At 50.0% G+C, this 20,622-nt stretch carries 27 protein-coding genes; 13 read left to right on the forward strand and 14 right to left on the reverse strand.

The annotated features are described in order from the left end of the window. Positions 1-172 precede the first annotated feature (172 nt). Complete coding sequence (locus tag BUC01_RS03335; protein WP_025830738.1) at positions 173-1,435, forward strand: ATP-binding protein; 1,263 nt, start codon at positions 173-175, stop codon at positions 1,433-1,435. A gap of 140 nt (positions 1,436-1,575) precedes the next feature. On the opposite strand, the gene BUC01_RS03340 is transcribed toward BUC01_RS03335, so the two are convergent. The 7 genes from BUC01_RS03340 to BUC01_RS03370 all read right to left on the reverse strand — a co-directional run bounded on the left by BUC01_RS03340 (position 1,576) and on the right by BUC01_RS03370 (position 8,221). After that, positions 1,576-2,982: an OmpA family protein gene (locus tag BUC01_RS03340; protein WP_025830737.1), complete on the reverse strand. Its 1,407-nt coding sequence runs from the start codon at positions 2,980-2,982 to the stop codon at positions 1,576-1,578. Between the two features lie 54 nt (positions 2,983-3,036). Continuing rightward, positions 3,037-4,488, reverse strand: a complete 1,452-nt coding sequence (gene mobV / locus BUC01_RS03345) for a MobV family relaxase (protein ID WP_025830736.1) — start codon at positions 4,486-4,488, stop codon at positions 3,037-3,039. A gap of 209 nt (positions 4,489-4,697) precedes the next feature. Next, complete coding sequence (locus BUC01_RS03350) at positions 4,698-5,582, reverse strand: hypothetical protein (RefSeq protein WP_073312732.1); 885 nt, start codon at positions 5,580-5,582, stop codon at positions 4,698-4,700. A 79-nt stretch (positions 5,583-5,661) separates the two neighbouring features. Continuing rightward, positions 5,662-6,102 carry a hypothetical protein gene (locus BUC01_RS03355; RefSeq protein ID WP_244895726.1) on the reverse strand — a complete coding sequence of 147 codons (441 nt, stop codon included), beginning with the start codon at positions 6,100-6,102 and terminating at the stop codon, positions 5,662-5,664. Between the two features lie 43 nt (positions 6,103-6,145). Further along, entirely contained in the window at positions 6,146-6,583 is a 438-nt protein-coding gene (locus BUC01_RS03360; RefSeq protein ID WP_243462268.1) for a hypothetical protein, read from the reverse strand. 54 nt (positions 6,584-6,637) lie between these two features. After that, entirely contained in the window at positions 6,638-7,084 is a 447-nt protein-coding gene (locus BUC01_RS03365) for a hypothetical protein (RefSeq protein WP_025830733.1), read from the reverse strand. Between the two features lie 24 nt (positions 7,085-7,108). After that, complete coding sequence (locus tag BUC01_RS03370) at positions 7,109-8,221, reverse strand: hypothetical protein (protein ID WP_025830732.1); 1,113 nt, start codon at positions 8,219-8,221, stop codon at positions 7,109-7,111. Positions 8,222-8,475: 254 nt separating this feature from the next. On the opposite strand from BUC01_RS03370, the gene BUC01_RS03375 reads away from it, so the two are divergent. The 11 genes from BUC01_RS03375 to recD2 all read left to right on the forward strand — a co-directional run bounded on the left by BUC01_RS03375 (position 8,476) and on the right by recD2 (position 15,270). Further along, entirely contained in the window at positions 8,476-9,105 is a 630-nt protein-coding gene (locus BUC01_RS03375; protein WP_004319940.1) for a recombinase family protein, read from the forward strand. Between the two features lie 4 nt (positions 9,106-9,109). Further along, on the forward strand, positions 9,110-9,487 hold the full coding sequence (locus tag BUC01_RS03380; protein ID WP_025830731.1) for a YccF domain-containing protein: 378 nt from the start codon (positions 9,110-9,112) through the stop codon (positions 9,485-9,487). Positions 9,488-9,493: 6 nt separating this feature from the next. After that, positions 9,494-9,793 (forward strand): thioredoxin, encoded by a 300-nt coding sequence (gene trxA, locus BUC01_RS03385; protein WP_025830730.1) that lies wholly within the window; start codon positions 9,494-9,496, stop codon positions 9,791-9,793. A 5-nt stretch (positions 9,794-9,798) separates the two neighbouring features. Further along, a complete protein-coding gene (locus BUC01_RS03390) occupies positions 9,799-10,506 on the forward strand; it encodes an SDR family NAD(P)-dependent oxidoreductase (RefSeq protein WP_025830729.1) in 708 nt (235 codons plus the stop codon). Positions 10,507-10,590: 84 nt separating this feature from the next. Beyond that, positions 10,591-10,938, forward strand: a complete 348-nt coding sequence (locus BUC01_RS03395) for a TIGR04076 family protein (protein ID WP_025830728.1) — start codon at positions 10,591-10,593, stop codon at positions 10,936-10,938. Between the two features lie 7 nt (positions 10,939-10,945). Then, the gene (locus BUC01_RS03400; RefSeq protein ID WP_073312809.1) at positions 10,946-11,503 is read left to right on the forward strand and encodes an NADPH-dependent FMN reductase; all 558 of its coding nucleotides are present in this window, start codon (positions 10,946-10,948) and stop codon (positions 11,501-11,503) included. A 35-nt stretch (positions 11,504-11,538) separates the two neighbouring features. Next, the gene (locus BUC01_RS03405) at positions 11,539-11,808 is read left to right on the forward strand and encodes a DUF1294 domain-containing protein (RefSeq protein WP_025830727.1); all 270 of its coding nucleotides are present in this window, start codon (positions 11,539-11,541) and stop codon (positions 11,806-11,808) included. Positions 11,809-11,810: 2 nt separating this feature from the next. Beyond that, a complete protein-coding gene (locus BUC01_RS03410; protein ID WP_025830726.1) occupies positions 11,811-12,209 on the forward strand; it encodes a BamJ family beta-barrel-assembly machinery protein in 399 nt (132 codons plus the stop codon). Between the two features lie 29 nt (positions 12,210-12,238). Further along, positions 12,239-12,442 (forward strand): hypothetical protein, encoded by a 204-nt coding sequence (locus tag BUC01_RS03415; RefSeq protein WP_025830725.1) that lies wholly within the window; start codon positions 12,239-12,241, stop codon positions 12,440-12,442. Positions 12,443-12,450: 8 nt separating this feature from the next. Continuing rightward, positions 12,451-13,014 (forward strand): flavin reductase family protein, encoded by a 564-nt coding sequence (locus tag BUC01_RS03420; protein ID WP_025830724.1) that lies wholly within the window; start codon positions 12,451-12,453, stop codon positions 13,012-13,014. Positions 13,015-13,026: 12 nt separating this feature from the next. Continuing rightward, complete coding sequence (recD2, locus tag BUC01_RS03425) at positions 13,027-15,270, forward strand: SF1B family DNA helicase RecD2 (protein WP_025830723.1); 2,244 nt, start codon at positions 13,027-13,029, stop codon at positions 15,268-15,270. Positions 15,271-15,434: 164 nt separating this feature from the next. On the opposite strand, the gene BUC01_RS03430 is transcribed toward recD2, so the two are convergent. The 7 genes from BUC01_RS03430 to BUC01_RS03465 form a co-directional block, all read right to left on the reverse strand. Beyond that, positions 15,435-15,926 (reverse strand): SLOG family protein, encoded by a 492-nt coding sequence (locus BUC01_RS03430; RefSeq protein ID WP_025830722.1) that lies wholly within the window; start codon positions 15,924-15,926, stop codon positions 15,435-15,437. 3 nt (positions 15,927-15,929) lie between these two features. Further along, positions 15,930-16,496, reverse strand: coding sequence for a ribonucleotide-diphosphate reductase subunit alpha (locus tag BUC01_RS03435; protein ID WP_025830721.1), 567 nt, complete (start codon positions 16,494-16,496; stop codon positions 15,930-15,932). A 560-nt stretch (positions 16,497-17,056) separates the two neighbouring features. Then, positions 17,057-17,335: a plasmid partition protein ParG gene (locus BUC01_RS03445; RefSeq protein ID WP_025830720.1), complete on the reverse strand. Its 279-nt coding sequence runs from the start codon at positions 17,333-17,335 to the stop codon at positions 17,057-17,059. A gap of 7 nt (positions 17,336-17,342) precedes the next feature. Continuing rightward, on the reverse strand, positions 17,343-18,098 hold the full coding sequence (locus tag BUC01_RS03450; protein WP_025830719.1) for a ParA family protein: 756 nt from the start codon (positions 18,096-18,098) through the stop codon (positions 17,343-17,345). A 119-nt stretch (positions 18,099-18,217) separates the two neighbouring features. Continuing rightward, entirely contained in the window at positions 18,218-18,643 is a 426-nt protein-coding gene (locus BUC01_RS03455) for a single-stranded DNA-binding protein (protein WP_073312733.1), read from the reverse strand. Positions 18,644-18,695: 52 nt separating this feature from the next. After that, complete coding sequence (locus BUC01_RS03460; protein ID WP_243462265.1) at positions 18,696-18,926, reverse strand: hypothetical protein; 231 nt, start codon at positions 18,924-18,926, stop codon at positions 18,696-18,698. Further along, positions 18,923-19,489: a hypothetical protein gene (locus BUC01_RS03465; protein WP_025830717.1), complete on the reverse strand. Its 567-nt coding sequence runs from the start codon at positions 19,487-19,489 to the stop codon at positions 18,923-18,925. Before BUC01_RS03465 ends, BUC01_RS03460 begins: the two co-directional genes overlap by 4 nt. An 816-nt stretch (positions 19,490-20,305) precedes the next feature. On the opposite strand from BUC01_RS03465, the gene BUC01_RS25745 reads away from it, so the two are divergent. Further along, entirely contained in the window at positions 20,306-20,518 is a 213-nt protein-coding gene (locus BUC01_RS25745) for a hypothetical protein (RefSeq protein ID WP_243462264.1), read from the forward strand. Positions 20,519-20,622: the final 104 nt, after the last annotated feature.

Genomic DNA, 20,622 nt, shown 5'->3' on the forward strand with positions numbered 1-20,622 from the left:
CCTGGCAGTAACTTTGCAAAGAAAAATGGGCATCGGCAAGTGGAATAGACACTACAAAACGGGAAAATCATTGATTTTTAGTGCTTTTTTCTTGATTTCTTTCTTTGGTTTGAGATAAAATATATAACTTTGCCTCCGAAAAAGTGTCACAAGTGACAGTTTTTCGTAAAACATGATAGTAAACAGATATAGATACATAGAACATTTGAGCCGTTCAAAGAACAACGGACTCATAAAGATAATCACAGGATTGCGACGTTCAGGCAAGTCGTTCCTGCTGAAGAAACTCTTTCGTCAGCATCTGTTGGATGAGGGCGTGAGAGAAGACCATATCCTCGTCATCGACATGGAGAGTAGGAAGAACAGAGAGTTCAAGAACCCGGACTACCTGTTGGACTGGGTGGAAAAGATGATGATTGACGATGAGACCTATTACATCATCATCGACGAAGTGCAGGAGGTGGAAGACTTTGTAGAGGTGCTCTCTTCCTTGTCGGTCACCGAAGGGGCGGATGTGTATGTCACAGGCTCCAACTCACGTTTCCTGTCCTCTGACGTGGTGACGGAATTCCGAGGCAGAGGTGACGAGATACATGTGTGGCCACTATCCTTCAAGGAGTTCATGACGGTGTATGACGGTTCGAAAGAAGACGGTTGGGCTGAATACAGACTATACGGAGGTTTGCCGCAACTACTTACACAGGTTGGGGATGAGAAGAAGGCTGATTTCCTGCGTCGCCTTTATCGCACGGTATATCTACGTGATATCTACGAGCGGAACAACATAGAACTGAGACCTGAATTTGAAGAATTGTCGAAGACCGTAGCATCCAGTTTAGGAGCACCTGTCAATGCACTGAATATAGCCAATACGTTCAAGTCCGTAAGCAATGTGCAAAGCATAACCGACAAGACAGTGTCGGCTTATCTGGAATATATGCAGGATGCTTTCCTTATCGAAAAATCCGAAAGGTTCGACATCAAGGGACGGAAATACATCGGTTCGCTATCCAAGTATTATTATCAGGATGTAGGTTTGAGAAACGCTATTCTGTCGTTCCGTCAGAGCGAGCCGACTCATATCATGGAGAACGTCATCTACAATGAGATGCGTATGCGTGGATGGCTCGTAGATGTGGGCAACGTCTATCATCGAGTGAGGAATGCGGAAGGAAAGCAGCAGAGGGTGACATTGGAAGTGGATTTTGTCTGCAACAAAGGGAGCGAGCGAATCTACATCCAGTCGGCGTGGCGTATGCCCAATGCAGAAAAGATGGAACAGGAGAAACGGTCGCTGCGTCTCGTTGATGACTCTTTCCGTAAACTGCTGATCGTGGGAGAACATACCAAGCAGTGGAGCGACGAAAACGGCATACAGATAATGAGTATATATGACTTCCTGCTTGACTGGTCAAGTACTGAGAAACACGGATAAAAAAAAGATATGCGCATAGAATATGCGTTGATACATATATGATTAAGGGAGGGCCTATCCATCACGGACAAGCCCTCCCTTTCTAAAATTTATCAATGAAAAAAAAGTTTTAGTACTCTTGTTCGGAGCTGTATGTCCGGCTATAGATACAGCAGGATTCTGGTATGGCGATTCGCCTCATTGGGCGAGTAATCGTCAATGCCGCCGTCGAAAATCTGAGAGATGGTGCCATTTTCCATACCACGTTTCATCAGTTCCTCTGCAATGAATCTGGCACGGGAACGACTGAGGTTGTCATTGATAGTTTCACTGCCCGTGGCACTGTCTGCAGCACCAATGACCTTAACCTTCAAGCCATATTTCTTGGCGATGCGCGCCACTTCATCAAGGTTGACGAGCTGCGACCTGTTGAGCAACCTATCAGTGCCAAGTTCAAAGAAGAAATAGATGGGCGCACCTATGCAAACCTTTCCTGAGTGGATGAGCGAAAGGTAATCGTCTTCCGGTTCACTTTCAGCATTGCCATATTCTTCTGTACAAGAGGCGGACTCCACGACCTTTGCCTTTTGACCATTACCATACTTGTCTCTCATCCTTGCTCGAAGGGAGTTGAGACCGCTGTAGTCGTTCCGAGGATAGCCATTTGTGACGGAGGAAGTGGCATCGTCAGAGAAGAGGTAGTTGTACTTGTCCATAAGTCCCTCGATGGCAAGAATCTTGCGCAGCTGCTCCAGAGTCTGACAGTCTCGATCGTGCTGGGCGTGATAGCGGCTGTTGCTGTCAGAAAGGGATGCGGCGTAGGCGGAAAGCCATTCGTTCTGTGCGATGTACGGACGAGCGTCTATCACTCGCTTCCAGCCAGTCTTGCCGATGCGGACAGAGAGGCCGAGGGATGCGGACGGCAGATGGTCGCCAAGGCGGTGTGCCTTGCCATAGCCGTCAAAATCCTGCATGGTGGTCATGTTGCCTATATCTGCCGTAACAGCAATGCGTCGGGAGAGATGATACTGTCCCTGTATGCCGTAGGAAAAGGCAAAGGGTTTGTGGGCATTATCCTTGTTGTGCAACATACCCACGCCCACGTATGGAATGACACTCCATCTGGCAAGGGTGTGGACATCGTCCTTGTAGAGGTTGCCGAGGACATTCCACATGAAATCAGCACGCAGGTACTGGTAGTCCTGCGAGGAGTTGTTGCAGTCGTTGAACTGCATACCGCCATAGTTCAGACGACCGCCGACGGAAGGTGTGAACCATTTGCCGATCGACACGGAGAATGCCGGTTTCATGCGACCGAATAGGTCGTTGCATCCGAGCGGTTTGCCGAGGAAGACCGTAGTTCCTCCTGCCGCTTGGACAAACCAGTTGTCCGTCCATGGCGAAGCGACCAATGCCCCTTTCATGTAGGAAGGTTTAAGCGGACGAAGCATACCGTCTGCCGAAAGTCTGCGTACAACGGTGGTGGTGTCCGCCGTGCGGTGATAGTCTTTGGCTTGTAAGCCCAATGACAGGGCTAAGCCAAGGGATAGAATAAGTATTTTTCTCATGTTGTTCAATTTAATCTGGTGAATACTATAACAGGTGATACGTGACAGTGCCGCTTATCGTTTCTTCTTTTTGCCGGAAGAGGGGCGCATCATGCGTGCAGCCTTCATCATGCATCGGCGTGCCCAAGCGCGTTCATCCTCGTCATCGTCACGTCCCCATTTGAGGTCGGACGAACTGCCGCCACCGCCATGACCTTCGGCAAAGGTGGTGGCATCATCGACGTAGCCGAGGAATAGAAGCGTGGCACAGTACATCACCTCCGTTCCATTCTCTGCAAAGGCCTGAAGCAGGGAACCGTCAAACACGTCCTTGCCCTCATTGGAAAGCTGTGCTACACGTTCGGAGAACTCGCTGACCATGTTTTCGAGAAGGGCATTTCTGAGAACGGTGTCCGCACCTTGTCGGATAGTATCGGAATATCTGTGTGCCTCCTGCCGCAACTCCTCCGTGCGCTCCTTCATGGCGGTCATCTCCTCACGCAGGGCATCGAGCTTGCGGTCAGCCTCTGAGAGCTTCTCCTGCTTGTCGTCCAGTTTCGACTGGATAGCGGACAGTTCCTGCTCCAGCTCTTGGACTTGTTGACGGAGAGCATCAGGATTGTCGTGACCTGCAAGAATCTGCCGATGCAATTCAGCAAGTGCCGCCTCCTTCTCAGCCTTCTCCTGCAAGAGGTTGTTGACCATTGAGGTGAGTCCTTTTACTCTCCGCTCTGCCAGACGGATGTCCGACTGGAGCGAGGCGAGTGTCCGCTGATGGGCGGCAACGGACTGCTCAATGGTGGTGCACTGTTCTGACAGCTGGCGGCGGTATTCTTCGGTGGTGCGGTGGCGTGCTCCCGTCTCTGAGACGGAAGTCCCGCGCTCCATGCCCCAACGCTTGTTGACCTCGGCGAACTCGCTGTGCAGGGCTTTCATCCTGGCAGAAAACTCGTACTTGTCCTTTCCGGCAAATATCTGCTTGTATGCAAACTTGCCGTCCTTGATTGGCAAGAGGGTGCAGTGGACGTGTGGATTGGTTTCGTCCAAGTGTACGATGAAAGCGACGATGTTCTCCTCACCGTATTTGTCCGCGACGAAGCGGTAAACATCCTTTGCCCATTCCTCAATGTCCTTGCATCGGTGAAGGTGTGAATTGTCCGCTCCATGAGTCAGATTCACCTTCTGGTCACCGAATGCCAGTTCCGTCATACGCTCACGAGAGCCTCCGAAGATGAAATTGACCACAGTGCGGAAGCGCGGCTCTGCCAGTCCCTCGTTGGGGTCTTTGATTCCACGGCTCCGCAGGATGTCAGCCATGCGCTCCGGGATGCTTCGGCTCTTGTCAATGGGACAGACCTTGCCGCCCCGAATCTCGAAGTTGAGCCGCTCACGGCTGCGGTCGTAGTTGCCTGTCGCTTCAGCGGATCCCCAACCCTTTTCCGTCCAACGGCGTTGGTGCTCGTTGCTCTGTGCTGTGGTGATTCCCTTAGATGGTCGGAAATCCATAACCTGTTTTGGTGTCGCCATAACCTTATTCTTTTTATGTGTGTACAACTCTCCTGTCCCCAGCTTGCTGCTTGTAAAGACAGCCTCCCGATGGTCGGAGACCAAGAGGGGTATTAGGCTACCCAAATTCCCTCATTTACGACCAACGGGCAAGCCCGATTATTTTACAGCAATGGCAGGCGTGTGAAGCACGGTGCCAGTAGAAAAGAGGAAGCGTTGTACGGTGATTATTAGAGGTTGATACAGCCTTTTGATGGACAGGAAACCTCTTGGTTGGCTACAATGGCAAGGAACGGTCGGCAGAGCGACTGAAACTGTGACTTGATGGCTGCGCTTTCCTGCTGCAAGACGGGTGAGCTGCCATCCAATGCCAATTCAGATATTGCCTTTGTCGCCTCGATGAACGAGAGCCAGTCTCCTCCCAGATCTTTGTAAAAGAAGGGAAGAAGGGAGGTGGCGAGGGCGTTATCTGTTTCCTGACCAAGCACCTGATGGAAAGTGGCTTCGCAGACAGAGGCGAGTGCGGTCATACAAAAGGCGTGTCCGACAGATTCGGGAATGTTGCTCCCGCATGGCACCTTTCCAATAGAATTGCCATTGTCGGCTTTCTGCAAGATGATGGCTACTTCCTCTGTAGCATCTTCGTAGAGTTGTTCACATTCCGAGGCGCAAGCCGATGCGGACATCTTGCCGCTTCGCCATCCGTCCAGTGCAGTACGCATATTCAGGCGGAACTCCTCCAATGCTGCGTCAAAGGGAGAAGCGGCAGGTGTCTCAGACAACACTGGAATAGTGATAACCTGGCTCTTCGTGAGACGGGTGACTGAAATCTGGTTCATCTTCTCCAACTGCTCGATGAAGGTGCGGACAGTGGCGCGGTGCCAATGCCAGCATCCTGCCAATTCGGTTATGGTGATTACAAACTGCCCGTTGGACAGGCTGAACTCCTGCTTGCACAAATCCTTGGGGATGTACTGTACAGAAGCCTTGTCCACAAGGTCAAGGTAGGCTTCGAGCTTCGACAGCCTTATCCCCGACCTCTCTTTCAAGAATTCCAACAGAGATAACCTTTCGGACATCTTGCCGGAACTCGTTCTATGTTTCTGGTTCTTCATTTCAATAATCTGTTTGGTGAATACTGTTGCTTGTCGCCAGCTCCATTATACAAAAGGAACGGCATTATACAGGTGATACTTAATAGTAGTATATGATGAGCATTTCAGTGTCTTCGAGGAGCATCTTGCGGTCAGCCTTGTTCTTCCACAGCGATATGACTATGCGCGAGGGATAGAACAGTGCTGCCAGAAGGACAAAGGAGACGGTGACCGCAAGCGTGAACAGATGAGGAGTGAAGGCAAACACCACTGCCGCCAATGCGGCAATGCAGAAGGGTGTCCGCTCCTCGTGCAGACGCTGTAGCCACCTCTCCACATCCATAAAGACAAAGAATATGGCAAACGCTATGGTGGAAGCCACTACGCCTATGTCGTTATAGTGTACACAGAGGTAAAGGAAGTGGAACACGTACAGCAGGATGAGCAGAATCAGCCGGTAGAGCTTCCTTGCTGCCACAAGTGCAGTCATGCGCAGATAGAACCGTGTCATGAACTGTCTGCGGCTTCTGTGCAGAATCATCGGCACGAAGAAGAACGCCGACATCAGGATGAGAAACAGTATCTTACTTGTCATAATATGTATAGCATGTGAATAATGGAAGTGGACTCAGGTCGGGATGGACGACACCATGTGTGGCGATGGATATGATACGCTCCACATCCTCCAGTGTCAGTTCTCCCTTGATTATTCTCTGACGGAAAGCACCATCGGTTGTCCTAAGGCTCTTGATGGCCTGTTCCATGTCGTACTCGGCAATCTGCCACACTTGCCCTCTCGTGTAGGGGAAATGGTGGTGGATGGCCTTGACCACAAGCACACGGCTGAGGATGTCGGTCATTCTGCCGTTCCTGACTATCGTGTGGTTGCGGACAGTGGCGATGCTTTCAATCTCTAACCATGTACGGTGACGGTCGAGAAGATGGATAATCTTCATGTAAAGCGTTTCCTTCATCGGATGGTTGGGAGCTTGTGGCATGACTTTAGCCTTGGTTGTGGACAACAGGCTGGAGCTTTGATGCGGTAAAACAGGACTGTCATCTGGCAAATGGAAGTTTCAGATGAAGTCGAGCAGGACTTCCTCCTTGGGCTTCACGTATTTGAAGAATCCGTTCTTGCAGTGCAGGCTGAGGTCGAGGCATACATCTGCCGACATGTGCTCCAGCGAGTCATAGATGGTCACTTTTATCTGGCTGACCATGCCACGCTCATCGGTGAAGCCGTTGACCTTGAACATCCGTCCGAAGGTGGGGTTGGAATAGGCGCAGCAACTATGGCCGAACTCCGTCTGACGGCTTGGGATGTGGTGATAGAGGATTATCATTTCCATCTCGTCTTCGAGCATGTCCATCACTTCCTCTATCGTGAAAGGGGTGTTCAACTGGAAAGTAAGAAGCACGTAATCGTCATACTTGACAGGCTTCTCCATCTTGCGCTTGTCCAGCAGTTCTGGCAACTGCAACGGCACGACGGCAAGAAAATCATCGCAAAACTGTTCTAACATAATCGTATTCTCTGCTTGGGGTGTTTATAATCTTGTGACATAAATCTTCATCATGAGCATGGGCATATCCGACAGGCGTTGCTTGTCGAGGTGCAGTTTCTTGGCCAGGTTGTCCATCTCCTTGGGAAGCGCATCGGCTATCTTGTAGAGGTCTGCCTTGTCCTTGTCGGAGAGCACGCTCACGGAAAGGTCATCCATGGACATGAACGGCTGCATCATCATCAGGAGGTAGGCGTGCATGGTGTGCTCGTCCTTTACCCTGCCACTTTTCAGGTCCCCGATGGCCGCTTGTGCGTTGCGCAGCAGACGCAGATTGGTACGCATGGAGAGGTATATCATTGCATCCTTGTGGGACAGTTCCTTGCGGTCGGCGGCACGGAGTATCTCCCGACAGCATTGTTCAGTAATCCGTCTGATGTCGCCGATGTCATCGTCGGCAAAATCCGGCAGGTATTGCAGGAAGGCTCTGAAATGCAGATGCTCCTCCTTGATGAAAGCGAGCAGGTCTTCCTTGTCGTGGATGCCTTGCTTGGCGGATTTTTGCAGGAACAGCAGGTAACGCTTCAGTACCGCCTGTTTGCCACCTTTCTGATATATAGGCAGGCTGTCCAAGGAAGCGAAAAACGGATGTGCTTCCTTCACGGCTTGCTGTAGTTCCTCATCACCAACATGGGAAGAGGTCTGTTCTTTGAGATAGAGCAGGTCGTGAAAGGTGCGCTGCTTGGACATCGCCATACGGCACAGCTCGATGTGGATGGAGTCGTTCAACTCATGATATACCGTGAACGGGTATGAGTGGGCTTTCCTGACAGTATCACGTGAGATGCACGATGTCACGGAATCGTCCAACACGCGCCATTCGTTGACAATCTTAACTAATGTCTGAATTGAGACCTTGTCGCTCTGTCGAAGATTGGTCAGAAAGCCATGATACTCTTTGATGGCTTCATCACTTGAACGGAACGACTTCGTGGAGTTTCCGTCTGAACATGCTGTCAGCATGATTACGGCAAACACAGTGGCAATAAATACGGCAAGTCTGATACCGCCATGCGAGTTTGATTTTGCATTTAGCAATAATTGCCTCATGCAATGGAGGCAGGTTTGTCCTCCGAAAAGTTGAGTTTCATATTTCATTGTTGTCATTATTTTGAGTCTGATTTTGAAATTGACGGTGCAAAGTTAATGCGTTTCAGCGATATATTTGCAAGAATGACATTAAGTTTAATCTTATTTGCACATCATACTTGCGAGTATGATTTTCAATGAAATCAAGTGAAAAGAAAATGGCAAATTATCGTGTTTAAGTATGATTTTTCGTTCAAGTATGATTGTTTCTCGAAAAAATAGTGTACCTTTGCACTTGATTTCATTTAATAGCGTACAACAGTATGGCAAAAGTAGGTTACATCTTCATCGCCACCAATGGCGAAGAGTATGCGGAAGACAAGGCTTGGATGCAGCAATACGGCTGTGTACAGGTGATAGAGGAACTGTCCGAACACGAGAGGCTGCGCCCGATGTGGAAGCAGCTAATATCGAGTTTGGAGCGTGGCGACGAGCTGGTGGTGTCGAGGTTCAGCAACGCACTGCGTGGCACCCGCGAGCTGGCTACATTCATAGAATACTGCCGCGTGAAGGTGGTTCGCATCATTTCCATCCAAGACCGCATCGATACGTTTGACGAACTATTTCCCGACACCAAGCCCTCGCAGGTCATCCGTATGTTCGGGTCACTGTCTGAGGAATGTGCCGTGCTACGCAAGGCATCGGCTCATATCATCCATCTGCAACAGAATATCCGTCCGCCCAAGAAGTCGGAAAGGGCACTGTCGAAGCTGGAGCGTGAGAAGAACATCGTGAACATGTACAACGAGGGGCATAGCATAGATGACATCTTCGCCATCAGCGGTTTCACAAGCCGAAGTTCCGTGTTCCGCATACTCAACAAACATGGTGTGACGCTGAACCGCGGACCGCATAGTGGGCCGCTGAAGAAAAGGAATAAAAGAGAGGAATAAGAATATGCGTATAATTGGCAATTTGTTGTGGTGGCTTTTCGGTGGACTGGAAGCCGCCATTGGTTATTTCACGGGAAGTCTGGCAATGGCCATCACCATCATAGGCATCCCTGTTGCATTGCAGACATTCAAGATTGGCTTGTTGTGCCTGTGGCCGTTCGGAGCAGAGGTGAAGGACACGAAGAGTCCCACCGGCTGCATCCGCATACCGCTGAATATCCTATGGATTGTCTTTGGTGGTCTGTGGGCATGGCTGATGCACGTCTTCTTCGGAGTGCTGCTGTTCATCACCATCATCGGCATTCCCTTCGCCAAACAGCACTTCAAGATGGCAGGGCTGTCGCTCGCGCCATTTGGAAAGGACGTAGAACTACATATATAAATGACAATGGAAACATTCAAAGACGTTATATCAGGCGACCAACTGGTCTTGGTTGATTTCTTCGCCACATGGTGCCAGCCATGCAAGATGATGCACCCCATCCTGGAGCAAGTGAAGGAAGTGTTGGGTGACAGAATCCGCATCATCAAGGTGGATGTGGACAAGTATGGGGTGACTGCAAGCCAGTATGGCATACAATCAGTGCCTACATTAATGTTGTTCAGATGCGGCGAAGTGCTGTGGAGGACGAGCGGCGTGGTGCAGAAATCAGAGTTATTGGCAACGATTGACCCGTTTTTAAGATAAGCGCTATGGAATATAAGGACAAGGTAGCAGTAGTGACAGGCGGTGCGCATGGCATCGGCAAATGTGTCGCAGAGGAGTTCCGAAAGAGAGGGGCTTCTGTTGCGGTCATTGATGTGCGTGAGGGCGACCACTTTGTTGGGGACATTTCCAAGAAGGAGGTTTTGGAAGCCTTTGCCGATGAAGTAATCGGGAAGTATGGCAAGGTGGATTTCATCATCAACAATGCCCTGCCTCTGATGAAGGGGCTGGATGAATGTACTTGGGAGGAGTTTCAGTATGCCTTGGCAGTCGGGGTGACCGCGCCTTTCTATCTTGTCAAGCTACTTGCTCCGTATCTTGCCGAAGGAGCATCGATAGTAAACATATCGTCCTCGCGAGACCGCATGAGTCAGCCGCAGACAGAGAGCTACACGGCAGCCAAGGGAGGCATTGCCGCCCTCACTCATGCCCTTGCCATCACACTAAGGGGCAAGGCAAGGGTCAACTCCATTTCTCTGGGATGGATTGACACTGATTTCAAGGAATACGATGGCTCTGATGCAAGGCAACAGCCGGCAGGACGTGTGGGCAACCCGATGGACATCGCCAACATGGTGCTATTCCTCTGCTCGGACAAGGCAGGATTCATTACAGGCGAGAACATCTGCATCGACGGCGGCATGACCCGACAGATGATTTATCATGGCGATCATGGTTGGTCTCTGACGGAATAAACAACAAGACAAAGGTATGGCAGAGCGTACAGACATCTGCGAATAATTTGATTGATAACAAATAATAATTAAAACAATATAACAATGAAGAAAGTAAAGATAACCGTTTTGAGGAAAACATTCAATGCCGACCTCGTGAAAGAATTTGGTGCTGAAGGACTTACTGCATGTCCGATGCTAAAAGAAGGCCAAGTGTTCTATGCTGATTATGCAAAACCAGAAGGAATGTGTGACGAAGCATGGAAAGCCATTTATCAGTATGTGTTTGCCTTGGCACATGGAGCTGAGAAACAGGTGTTTTACTATGGCGATTGGATTCGCAAGCCGGGAGTGGCTATATGCAGTTGCAACGACGGTCTGCGTCCTGTCATTTTCAAATTGGAAGCGACCGATGAAGAGAGCCATATTGACTATGAACCGATAAAAGAATAATATGACAATGAAGAAGATTCTGTTCATCATCGGTTCCTTGCGCAAGGAATCGTTCAACAAGAAGCTCGCTGAAGAGGTGGAGCAGATGCTCGCCGGGCGTGCTACGGTGGAATATCTCGACTATTCGGATGTGCCACTGATGAATCAGGACATCGAGTTTCCTGCGCCCGAAGCAGTCAAGAGGGTGAGGGAAAAAGTGGCAGAGGTAGATGCGCTTTGGATATTTTCTCCTGAATACAATTACAGTTATCCCGGTCATTTGAAGAATCTCATTGACTGGCTGTCACGTCCGCTCGTGGCTGGCGACCGTCAAACTCCGCTTGCCATCAACGGCAAGAAGGTGGCCCTGAGCGGTGCGGGAGGTGCGGCTGCAACAGCCAAGTGCCGTGAGAAACTGACCGAACTGCTCACGCTGCCGTTCATTAAGGCAGACGTGATGACGGAACCGCAGACTGGCATCCAACTGAACATGGAGGCTTGGACGGAAGGGCGCATGATGCTGACCGAAGCACAGAGGGAGAATCTGAGATTGCAGGTGGATGCTTTCCTTGAATATATTGGATAAAGGATAATACTGGAAGCGGAAAGGGCATTGAGGTTATGAACATCATTCTTGGTTATCTCCTTGCCGTCAACATAGCCACATTCTTCTTGTACGGCATTGACAAGTACAAGGCAAAGAAAGGAAGATGGCGCATATCAGAGGCTACGCTGCTGATGATGGCTGTCATTGGCGGCAGTATAGGAGCATGGGCTGGTATGAGGCTTTTGCATCACAAGACGATGCACAAGAAATTTAAGTATGGCATACCCATAATAATCATCTTGCAGGTTGCCTTAGCGGTCTATCTGCTAACAAATATTGAATGAACATGAATAAAAGAGAATACGCACAAGCTAACAAAGAATGGCTTGTAAATAAAGCACGGGAAGAGGGAGTGAAACAGCTCCCCAAGGATATATATTATAAGGTATTGGCAGAAGGCAAGGCTGATGGAGAGCATCCTACGCCCCGAAGCATCGTCACTGCACATTACACAGGACGTACCATCGACGGCAAGCAGTTTGACAGCAGCCGTGGAGGTGCTCCTTTGGCTATCCGTCTATGCGACCTCATTGAAGGATGGATCATCGCAATGCAGCAGATGTGTGTGGGTGACAAATGGGAGGTATATATCCCTGCCGAAATGGGTTATGGTAAGTTCTCGCAACCAGGCATTCCCGGAGGTTCCACACTTATCTTTGAGATAGAACTGCTTGGGATTGCGTAAATAAAGGATAGTAGTAGATTTGGACAATAATGACTGCACCTAATATAGAATCATCGACACGAGAGGAACGTTTGGATTATGTTCTGAATGAATGGAGATGTCTGCACAACTGTGAGTTGTGCGGCAAGTGCCATGTTCTGAAAGGCAGAAGCGAAGAAATGCTCTATGCCGATTATATTGATGGCAAGCGGTCATATATGGATATAACACTGGAAATCAGAAACAACAAATAGAAAGAATAATGAAATCATTTGGACAAAAATCGTGGATGCTTCCACAGCCGGTATTGATTATCGGCACATACGACAAGAACGGCAAACCCAATGCTATGAACGCTGCTTGGGGCGGTCAATGGGACGCAAAGGAGATTATGATTGCCATGGGCGCACACGCCACTACGGAGAACTTGAACAACTGCCCCGACTTCACCGTGGCATTTGCTACAAAGCAGACCATGGTGGCAGCCGATTTCGTGGGCATCGTATCTGCCAAGAACGATGTGGATAAGATGGCGAAGACAGGTTGGAACATCGAGAAGGCAGAGAATGTCAACGCTCCAGTCTTTACAGACTTTCCCATGACATTGGAGTGTCGTATAAAAGAGAAAATCGACGAGTCTGCGGAAGGCTATTACATCGTTGCTGAGATAGTGAACATCCTTGTAGATGAAAAGTATCTTGCCGAGGATGGCAAGCCTGATGTGGAGAAGATGCAGCTCGTCACCTACGACCCTGTTCATCACGGCTACATCGCCTTGGGGCAGCGTGTGGGCAATGCGTTTGCAGACGGCAAGCAGTTGAAATAAGGATTGAAAAGCATGACCAAACTCCGTTGCGTCGTAGAGCGCATCACATACCAGAATGCCGAGAATGGCTATTCGGTGATGAAAGTCAAGGTGAAGGGGTACGATGACCTCGTCACCTTGGTGGGCAACCTGCTGGAAGTGCCGGCAGGGTCGGTGTTGCTGTGCGAAGGCGAATGGAGGGTGGATAAGCGGTACGGACAGCAGTTTCAGTGCGAGACGTGGGAGGAGGTGATGCCTGCCACGGCTTACGGCATTGAGAAATACTTGGGCAGCGGACTGGTGAAAGGCATCGGTCCTAAGTTCGCCAAACTTATCGTGGGGCATTTCGGAACGGACACCATCGAGGTGATCGAGACAGACATCGAGCGGCTCTACGAGGTGCCGGGCATCGGCAAGAAGCGGGTGGAGAAGATACGCGAGAGCTGGGAGAAGCAGAAGGACATCAAGAACGTGATGCTCTTTCTGCAGGGCTTCGGAGTGAGCACGGCATACGCGGCGAAAATCTACCGTCAGTATGGCAAGGAGAGCATCGACAAGGTGAAGGAGAATCCCTACAGACTGGCTGACGACATCTGGGGCATCGGTTTCAAGACCGCCGACGGCATCGCCCGCAAGATGGGATATGAGATGAACGACGAAAGGCGGTTGCGCAGCGGACTCATCTACACGCTCAACCAACTGGCTGACGAGGGACATTGCTATGCAGAGGAGGAGCAATTGATAGCCACGGCAAGGCAGTTGCTTGAAGCCGACGAGGAATGCATCCGCAACGCCATGACCCACGCCATCGAGACGGAGGACTTGATGCTCGATGACACTGCAATCTACCTGCCGCCGTTCTACTATGCCGAGTGCGGCACGGCAAACCGTCTGAGCACCTTGGTTCATACAAAAGAGACTGGTTCCATCTTCACTGCTCGCTTCGACCTCGCCAAGTTGCAAAGGGAAACTGGTATTGAATACGACGAGGTGCAGGTGGAAGCCATCCGACAGGCCATCGCCTCGAAAGTGATGGTGCTCACTGGTGGTCCTGGCACAGGAAAGACCACCACGACCAAAGCCATCATCGCCGCCCTGCAGTCGGCAGGTATGCGCATATTGCTTGCCGCTCCCACAGGGCGTGCCGCCAAGCGGATGAGTGAGGCAACGGGTATGGAGGCGAAGACCATTCACAGACTATTGGAATACAATCCGCAGGATGGCTACAAGCGTAATGACGAGAACCCCTTGGAGGGGGATACACTGATAGTGGATGAGTGCTCTATGATAGACATCATCCTGATGAACAACCTCACGAAGGCACTGCCCACGACGATGCGCTTAGTGCTTGTGGGCGACATCGACCAATTGCCCAGTGTGGGAGCCGGCAATGTGCTGCGCAACATCATCGATTCGGGAGTCATCCCTGTGGTAAGGCTGACACGCATCTTCCGGCAGGCACAGTCGAGCCGCATCGTAATGAGTGCCCATGCCATCAACCGTGGCTGCTTTCCCGACATCAGCAACGGTCAGCACACCGACTTCTTCTTCATGAAGCAGGAAGAGCCGGAGAAGGTGGCGGAGACCATCGTCTCGTTGGTGCGCGACCGACTGCCCAAGGCTTACCGCCAGCCGACGGCGAACATACAGGTGCTCACGCCCATGCAGCGCGGCGTGGTGGGGGCAGCCAACCTGAACATGGCTCTGCAACAGGCACTGAACCACAACACGGCGGCACTCGCCCGTGGCGGCTACACATTCAAGGAGGGCGACCGTGTGATGCAGTTGCGCAACAACTACGACAAGGATGTATATAACGGCGACCTCGGCTATGTGCGCTCCGTGGATATGGAGGAGCGCACGCTGACGGTGGATTTCGACGGTCAGATGGTGGAATATGAAGCGTCGGAACTCGACGAGCTGACCCTTGCCTACGCCACCACCATCCACAAGTCGCAAGGGTCGGAATATCCCATCGTAGTGATGCCGGTGCTGATGACTCACTATGTGATGCTTCAGCGCAACCTTATCTATACAGGTATCACCCGTGCCAAGAAGATTTGCGTATTGGTGGGTCAGACCAAAGCCCTTGCCTACGCCATTCATAACATGAAGGTGCTGAAGCGCAACACCCGTCTGAAGGAACGTCTTGCTCCCACCGCCACTGGTTCCACCTTCACTGCCCCGAACAGCGCACGGCAATACGCACTGCCTACTGAGGAAATTCAGATGGCAGCGGAAGAGAGGGTACAATACGGCGACAAAGGCAAGTCGTAGTACACTCTATGAAATATATACAGAGTTGCTCATCTGTCTCTGCGGAAGTCGTTTCGTCTCTCTCCACCGAACAAAGCTCTGAGCACATTGCCCAAAGCTCCGAACACGAAGTAGCAAACGATGATTGCAACAATATCGTCCATAAGCATTTTCTGTTTTATGGGTTATACACTCTGATATAGGTTCACTATGTCCAATCCCTGCCGCTTGGCTTCTCTGACGGTGTAGAACGTGCCGCCCTTGGGATTGCCATCGAAGTAGGCTATGAGCCTTGAACTGCGGTTGACCATGTAGTCGTTGCGCCTCAGAAGGCAGCCGTTGTAGTATCGCTCGCTCAATACGACAACGTCATCCACGATGCGTAGGATGGCATCGTACTTGGCTTGCGCTTCTCTGCTCCACCTGTCAGACTGACCACGGAACGGCACAACGGCTATCACCTGCAAGTCCTTCAACTCGCTTTGCAACGAAAGGGCGGCTTCTGCCGCCAGCAGGTCAAATCCCATTGCCATACCACAATAGAAACACCGGTAGCCGTCGGCATACGTCTTGGCTATCTCCGATTTCAGACATTGCTTCAACTCCCTCCGCTTGGCGAAGGGTACGCTGCGGTGTCCGCTGAAGCATACGGACACTGCCTTGTCGTACTTTGTCATACTTTACCTTACTTTATAATGTGTGCGTGCGAGGAACATGCCACCAATGACACATGCACCGAGACTTTCGAGTTGGTTGGCATACTTGGCATAGCTGAGACCCTTGGTTATCACATCGTCAAAGACCAACACCATCTTGTTGTCGAAAAACGGCTCATCAAACTCAACGACATTCGCCTTGCGGACTTCATCCTCGTTCTTGCGGTTGTCGTGGATGGTCTTGCGCTCTCCGCATACTCTCACGTGCTCGTAGCCGTTTTCCGCTCCTGTCAGTTCACAAACCCTGTGGCAGAAAGCCTTGTAGCGGAGTTCGTTGCTCTCGCTTGTGGATGCCGGAACGGGGGCAAAGACGATGTTCACGCAACCCTTGCCATAGAGTGTCAGCATATTCTCTGCGGTGCGCTGCGCCACTTCCTCATAGGCTCTTCCGTCCTTGAAGTCGAACACTAATTGTCTGTCGGCAATCTCTTTCTCACCCACATTGCGGATGCGTGCGGGATAGTATTTGCAGAACCAAGTCTGAGGCTTGTCCAACTGCTTTTGGATTTGATAGTCATTCTTATGTGCCATTTCTCTGATGTTTTTTTCTTCCCTTATTTCGGAGGTTTTTCCTGCCTGTCCAAGGGATATTTTTTGCTTTTCAAGAGTGATGGCGGTCAATAAACCAAATCGGGAGCGAAAAATACGCTCTGCAAGCAGAGGAAGATTTTTCGGTCAATGCAATGGACGATTTGGTGTTTGAACAATCGCCAGCATTACCTTTGCAAAACAATATCCGCAGCGGCAAGGCAGGCGAAAAGAAATCTGTTATGTAAAAGAGAAAACGGGCGGGATGGCGTGGGGTGAGGCTGTATATGGGTATGAACGATAGTTGATATAAGGGAAAAGAGGAAATTGTTTGAAAGTGATGGGACAAAAAACGTATATCGGGCAAGATGCATATTTATAAATGTCAAGCACCAATGTCTTATATTAGGTTCGGATAGTATTTCCTAAAAGTAGTATCGACTACGAGTAGTAGAATAGTACAATAGCCGAATAGTGTTTACTACCATACTACAGATAGTAAAGCCTGTTCATAGAAGAGATAGCGGTATCATCGTCTGTCCGGCGATGATACCGCGCGGCACTCATGTGTCATGCCGCTTTAGGTATTCGGTCATTGCCTCATTGACAATATCACGCAAGGACATTCCTTTCTTGATGGCGAGGTACTTCATCCTCGTATGGATGCTCTTGTTGATAAGGAAGTTGCAATGTACTGGCACTTCTGTAGCCTCAGAAACAGACACTGGTGGGGCTTGTGTGGTTTCTGTGACTATCTGCTCTTTACTCGGCTTCTTTGTGGAAGAAAGGAGTCCGTTCAGACCACCTTTCATTCCCTCTTTCAACATACTGCTCTTGCTCATGGGAATACTATTTTAGTTTCAACACTTCTTTTGCCAAAGACATATAATCATTGGCACCATTGGACTTGGGGTTATACTCAAAGATAGTCTTGCCGTTGATGGGGGCTTCTGCCAAAGCCACATTGTCACGGATGACGGTCTTGAAGACTTTCTCGTGAAAACTGTCATTGACGATTTCCCTCACGCTGCGGTTCAATGTCTTCCGGCGGTCGAACTGGGTGATGACGATACCGCCCACTTTGAGGTTGGGATTAAGCCGCTCCTGAACGATGCGGATAATATCCATTAACTTTGCCATACCACTCATGGCAAGGTATTGTGCTTGAACAGGGATGATGATGTAGTCTGCTGCGGTGAGGGCATTCAAGGTCAGCAAGCCCAATGATGGTGGGCAGTCGATGATGATGTAGTCGAAATGCTCTTTGGCGATGGCTTTGGTGATAAGTCCCTTCAAGATAAGCTCCCGTCCCGGCTCACTGATAAGCTCTGACTCAGCCGCTGAAAGGTCAAGGCAAGAAGGAACAACCGTGATGCCATTGTGCAACTTGACCAACGGCAAGGTGTACTGTCCACACATTGCGCCATAGACTGTCTGTTCTTCCTCGATGGACAATCCCAAGGCTTCTGTGAGGTTAGCTTGTCCATCCATGTCAATAGCCAAGACGTTCTTCTTACTCAGTTGCAGAGCTGCCGCAAGGCTTACTGCGGTCGTACTTTTCCCTACGCCACCTTTGTGATTTAATACTGCAATTATCTGTGTCATAACATGATACTACTATTAGTGAATACTACTTTACTATTCTACTACTGATAGTACATACTAACCATAGTAAAAGCGGATTTACTACGATTAGTACGTACTACTCTCAGTTGATACTACCCTCAGAAGGGAAGGTCTTCGCTCTTGTCCTGCGGTGCATCGGCTGGCGGTACGGGAGCCTCGCCCTCTGCCTTGGCTGCCTTACGTGCCTTTGTTGCTGGGGTGTCGGCTGCATCCTTCTTCCCTGCATTGACAAAGGCGATGGAGTCAGCTATGATGCTATGCTGTATGTGGTTCTCTCCGTTGCGGTCTGTCCAAATGGAAGAAGTCAGTGTGCCTTCCACAAGCACCATACGACCCTTGGTAAGGTATTCTGCCAAGCGGATATGGTTCTCCTTGCTGCTCTTCACCCTTACCCAAGTGGTGATTTGCTTGCCCTTGCTGTAGTCGTCCACTGCGATGTCAACAGCCATGAATGTTCCGTGTGTACCTGTGATGACGCGGCAATCCTTTGCTCCGATGCGTCCGATAGTGTGAGTGTAAATCATAATGTAAAAATGTTATAGTGGCAAGTTGGTTAGGCTTGCCGTTACCTTGTTATTAATATCCTTTCTTCGTCTGCCTTGTATTGGCGACAAAAGACTTGTTGCTGCCTGTGAGACTGATAGAGCCGCAATTAACAAACTCTCCGTCGGAATATACCCTGTACTTCTGTCCGCTTACCTCATGCTTCTGTTTGATGCGCTCTCGCATCCACTTCTTGGCTGCGGTCAATGAGCAAAAGGTCTCGCTCTCCTTGGTGGTCTCGTCATATACGATGCACTCGGTCATAACTGCTCCTCCTTCATCCATGCTCCGATACTCGACGTGACATAGCTTAATTGTCCGCCAAAGATTTCGCTTGCCTCTATGTCGTATTGTCCATCCCTCACTTCCTTGTCCTCTCCGAGAAGCGACAAGTTGCCGTCAGCATCCAAACGTGCTGCATCTATGACTATATCACGAGGCTCGTCAAAGAGATAACCTGCCACGATGGGCTGCTCTCCCTCGAAATGCACCTCAAAGCCTCCGTCCACTTCCGTGCCGTACTTGCGAAGAGCCGCTTTTAGTTCGTCCTGCTCCCGGTGCTTCAATGCCTGGAGTTGTCCGTGGATAGTGAGGTCTTGCAGTTCTGCCTCTCGTTGGGTGTGGGTTGCCTCGCCGGTCTTGCGGTCGATGTCATACTTGTGGTAAACCACTGGGATATGGTCTGCCGATGTGACAAGCCATGTGATGTTGTTCACTGAGAAGCCCTGTCTGGTGAGGAACTCCTCGATGTCAGAGCCGATAAGATGGTCGGCTACGTCAAGATACTCGATGCGTGCGTCAGCATCATGCAGGATGATAATCTTCATTGCCTTTCAAATTTTAGTGATACAATCATTTTGTTGTCGCCCATGTCGCTGGACTTGTTTCTCTTCCCTCCTTTCGAGGCCTTTCAGCCTGTGGAGGGATATTTTCTGCTTCCACAAGCCGCAAAAAAGACATAAAGACAAATTATGTGTGAAGAATACTCTTTTCCGAGGAAAAGGAAGATTGTTCACAGTCACAAGACCTCAAGCAGAATTTGACGATTGTCTCAGAGGCGGCTAACTTTGCAGGAAATATGCCAACCACTGCGCTGATTGGAAGAAGATCTTTGATGCTATTTGTAAGAGTGGCAACATTATCTAATATAATGAGGTGAGAAGAAAGAGTTAAACAGGAACAGGGTGGGCTGTGAAGCGTTTGCAGGTCTGCTGTACCGACATAAAGCGAGTGTGTTGGCTGACCGGGATGCAAGTCATCAAAGCTTCAGCCTTGATAGCTTGTAGCACGGACAGACAATTCTCTCGCGTCGGTACTTCGGCATACTGTCAGCTTTGGCTAATAGCAACGTGTTGCCATCAGCCAAGGGTGTCTGTATGACGACAGACCATGTAACGCTTCGCAAAGGTGTGGGGCAAAGCAGTATAATTTAGAGGTAGATAGTAACGTATATCAGGTAAGACGAGACAGTTGCGCAACGGACAAATCGGGCACTCTTGTCAGCATGACAAATGTGCCTTGTCCTTGCCGCAGGACACTGAGGCAGATTGGACGTAGCAGACATGTCTGCCACATTCAATATGCCTGAGTGGACAAGAAGTGGCTCTTGTATAGCAGAAGAAATATTGTAAAACAGTTGATTAGTGGTAAAAGTGGTATGGGTGGGCAGAATGGCATTACACGGTCATTGCCGAAGCCCGATAATGGGACAGCCAGACAGCAATAAAGGCAGTTATCAGAAGTGGCAGTTTCTGATAGTGCCATTGTTGGCTGCCTGTCACATGGGATTCGTGCGGTGTCCGTACAGTAATGCCGTTCTGAAGGTGTGGGGCGAAGCGGTAAAACTCAATTCATAGACGGAACCACCGCTTATAACAGAAGATATTTTGCAGTCAAAGAGAAGAAGAATAGTAAAGCTGGTGTGGGTGGGTAGTGAAGCTGTCGCAAGATTGCCAGTCTG

This window comes from Bacteroides stercorirosoris, from assembly GCF_900142015.1.
GTDB classification, from domain to species: Bacteria; Bacteroidota; Bacteroidia; order Bacteroidales; family Bacteroidaceae; genus Bacteroides; species Bacteroides stercorirosoris.

Coding starts and splice junctions, on each gene's coding strand:
- BUC01_RS03335 (WP_025830738.1), top strand. CDS start 173: ATGATAGTAAACAGATATAGATACATAGAACATTTGAGCCGTTCAAAG.
- BUC01_RS03400 (WP_073312809.1), top strand. CDS start 10,946: ATGAAGAAGATTCTGTTCATCATCGGTTCCTTGCGCAAGGAATCGTTC.
- BUC01_RS03365 (WP_025830733.1), bottom strand. CDS start 7,084: ATGTTAGAACAGTTTTGCGATGATTTTCTTGCCGTCGTGCCGTTGCAG.
- BUC01_RS03395 (WP_025830728.1), top strand. CDS start 10,591: ATGAAGAAAGTAAAGATAACCGTTTTGAGGAAAACATTCAATGCCGAC.
- mobV (WP_025830736.1), bottom strand. CDS start 4,488: ATGGCGACACCAAAACAGGTTATGGATTTCCGACCATCTAAGGGAATC.
- BUC01_RS03375 (WP_004319940.1), top strand. CDS start 8,476: ATGGCAAAAGTAGGTTACATCTTCATCGCCACCAATGGCGAAGAGTAT.
- trxA (WP_025830730.1), top strand. CDS start 9,494: ATGGAAACATTCAAAGACGTTATATCAGGCGACCAACTGGTCTTGGTT.
- BUC01_RS03465 (WP_025830717.1), bottom strand. CDS start 19,489: ATGAAGATTATCATCCTGCATGATGCTGACGCACGCATCGAGTATCTT.
- BUC01_RS03415 (WP_025830725.1), top strand. CDS start 12,239: ATGACTGCACCTAATATAGAATCATCGACACGAGAGGAACGTTTGGAT.
- BUC01_RS03460 (WP_243462265.1), bottom strand. CDS start 18,926: ATGACCGAGTGCATCGTATATGACGAGACCACCAAGGAGAGCGAGACC.
- BUC01_RS03350 (WP_073312732.1), bottom strand. CDS start 5,582: ATGAAGAACCAGAAACATAGAACGAGTTCCGGCAAGATGTCCGAAAGG.
- BUC01_RS03450 (WP_025830719.1), bottom strand. CDS start 18,098: ATGACACAGATAATTGCAGTATTAAATCACAAAGGTGGCGTAGGGAAA.
- BUC01_RS03340 (WP_025830737.1), bottom strand. CDS start 2,982: ATGAGAAAAATACTTATTCTATCCCTTGGCTTAGCCCTGTCATTGGGC.
- BUC01_RS03410 (WP_025830726.1), top strand. CDS start 11,811: ATGAATAAAAGAGAATACGCACAAGCTAACAAAGAATGGCTTGTAAAT.
- BUC01_RS03355 (WP_244895726.1), bottom strand. CDS start 6,102: ATGATTCTGCACAGAAGCCGCAGACAGTTCATGACACGGTTCTATCTG.
- BUC01_RS03405 (WP_025830727.1), top strand. CDS start 11,539: ATGAACATCATTCTTGGTTATCTCCTTGCCGTCAACATAGCCACATTC.
- BUC01_RS03390 (WP_025830729.1), top strand. CDS start 9,799: ATGGAATATAAGGACAAGGTAGCAGTAGTGACAGGCGGTGCGCATGGC.
- BUC01_RS03380 (WP_025830731.1), top strand. CDS start 9,110: ATGCGTATAATTGGCAATTTGTTGTGGTGGCTTTTCGGTGGACTGGAA.
- BUC01_RS03435 (WP_025830721.1), bottom strand. CDS start 16,496: ATGGCACATAAGAATGACTATCAAATCCAAAAGCAGTTGGACAAGCCT.
- recD2 (WP_025830723.1), top strand. CDS start 13,027: ATGACCAAACTCCGTTGCGTCGTAGAGCGCATCACATACCAGAATGCC.
- BUC01_RS03455 (WP_073312733.1), bottom strand. CDS start 18,643: ATGATTTACACTCACACTATCGGACGCATCGGAGCAAAGGATTGCCGC.
- BUC01_RS03420 (WP_025830724.1), top strand. CDS start 12,451: ATGAAATCATTTGGACAAAAATCGTGGATGCTTCCACAGCCGGTATTG.
- BUC01_RS03370 (WP_025830732.1), bottom strand. CDS start 8,221: ATGAAATATGAAACTCAACTTTTCGGAGGACAAACCTGCCTCCATTGC.
- BUC01_RS03430 (WP_025830722.1), bottom strand. CDS start 15,926: ATGACAAAGTACGACAAGGCAGTGTCCGTATGCTTCAGCGGACACCGC.
- BUC01_RS03445 (WP_025830720.1), bottom strand. CDS start 17,335: ATGAGCAAGAGCAGTATGTTGAAAGAGGGAATGAAAGGTGGTCTGAAC.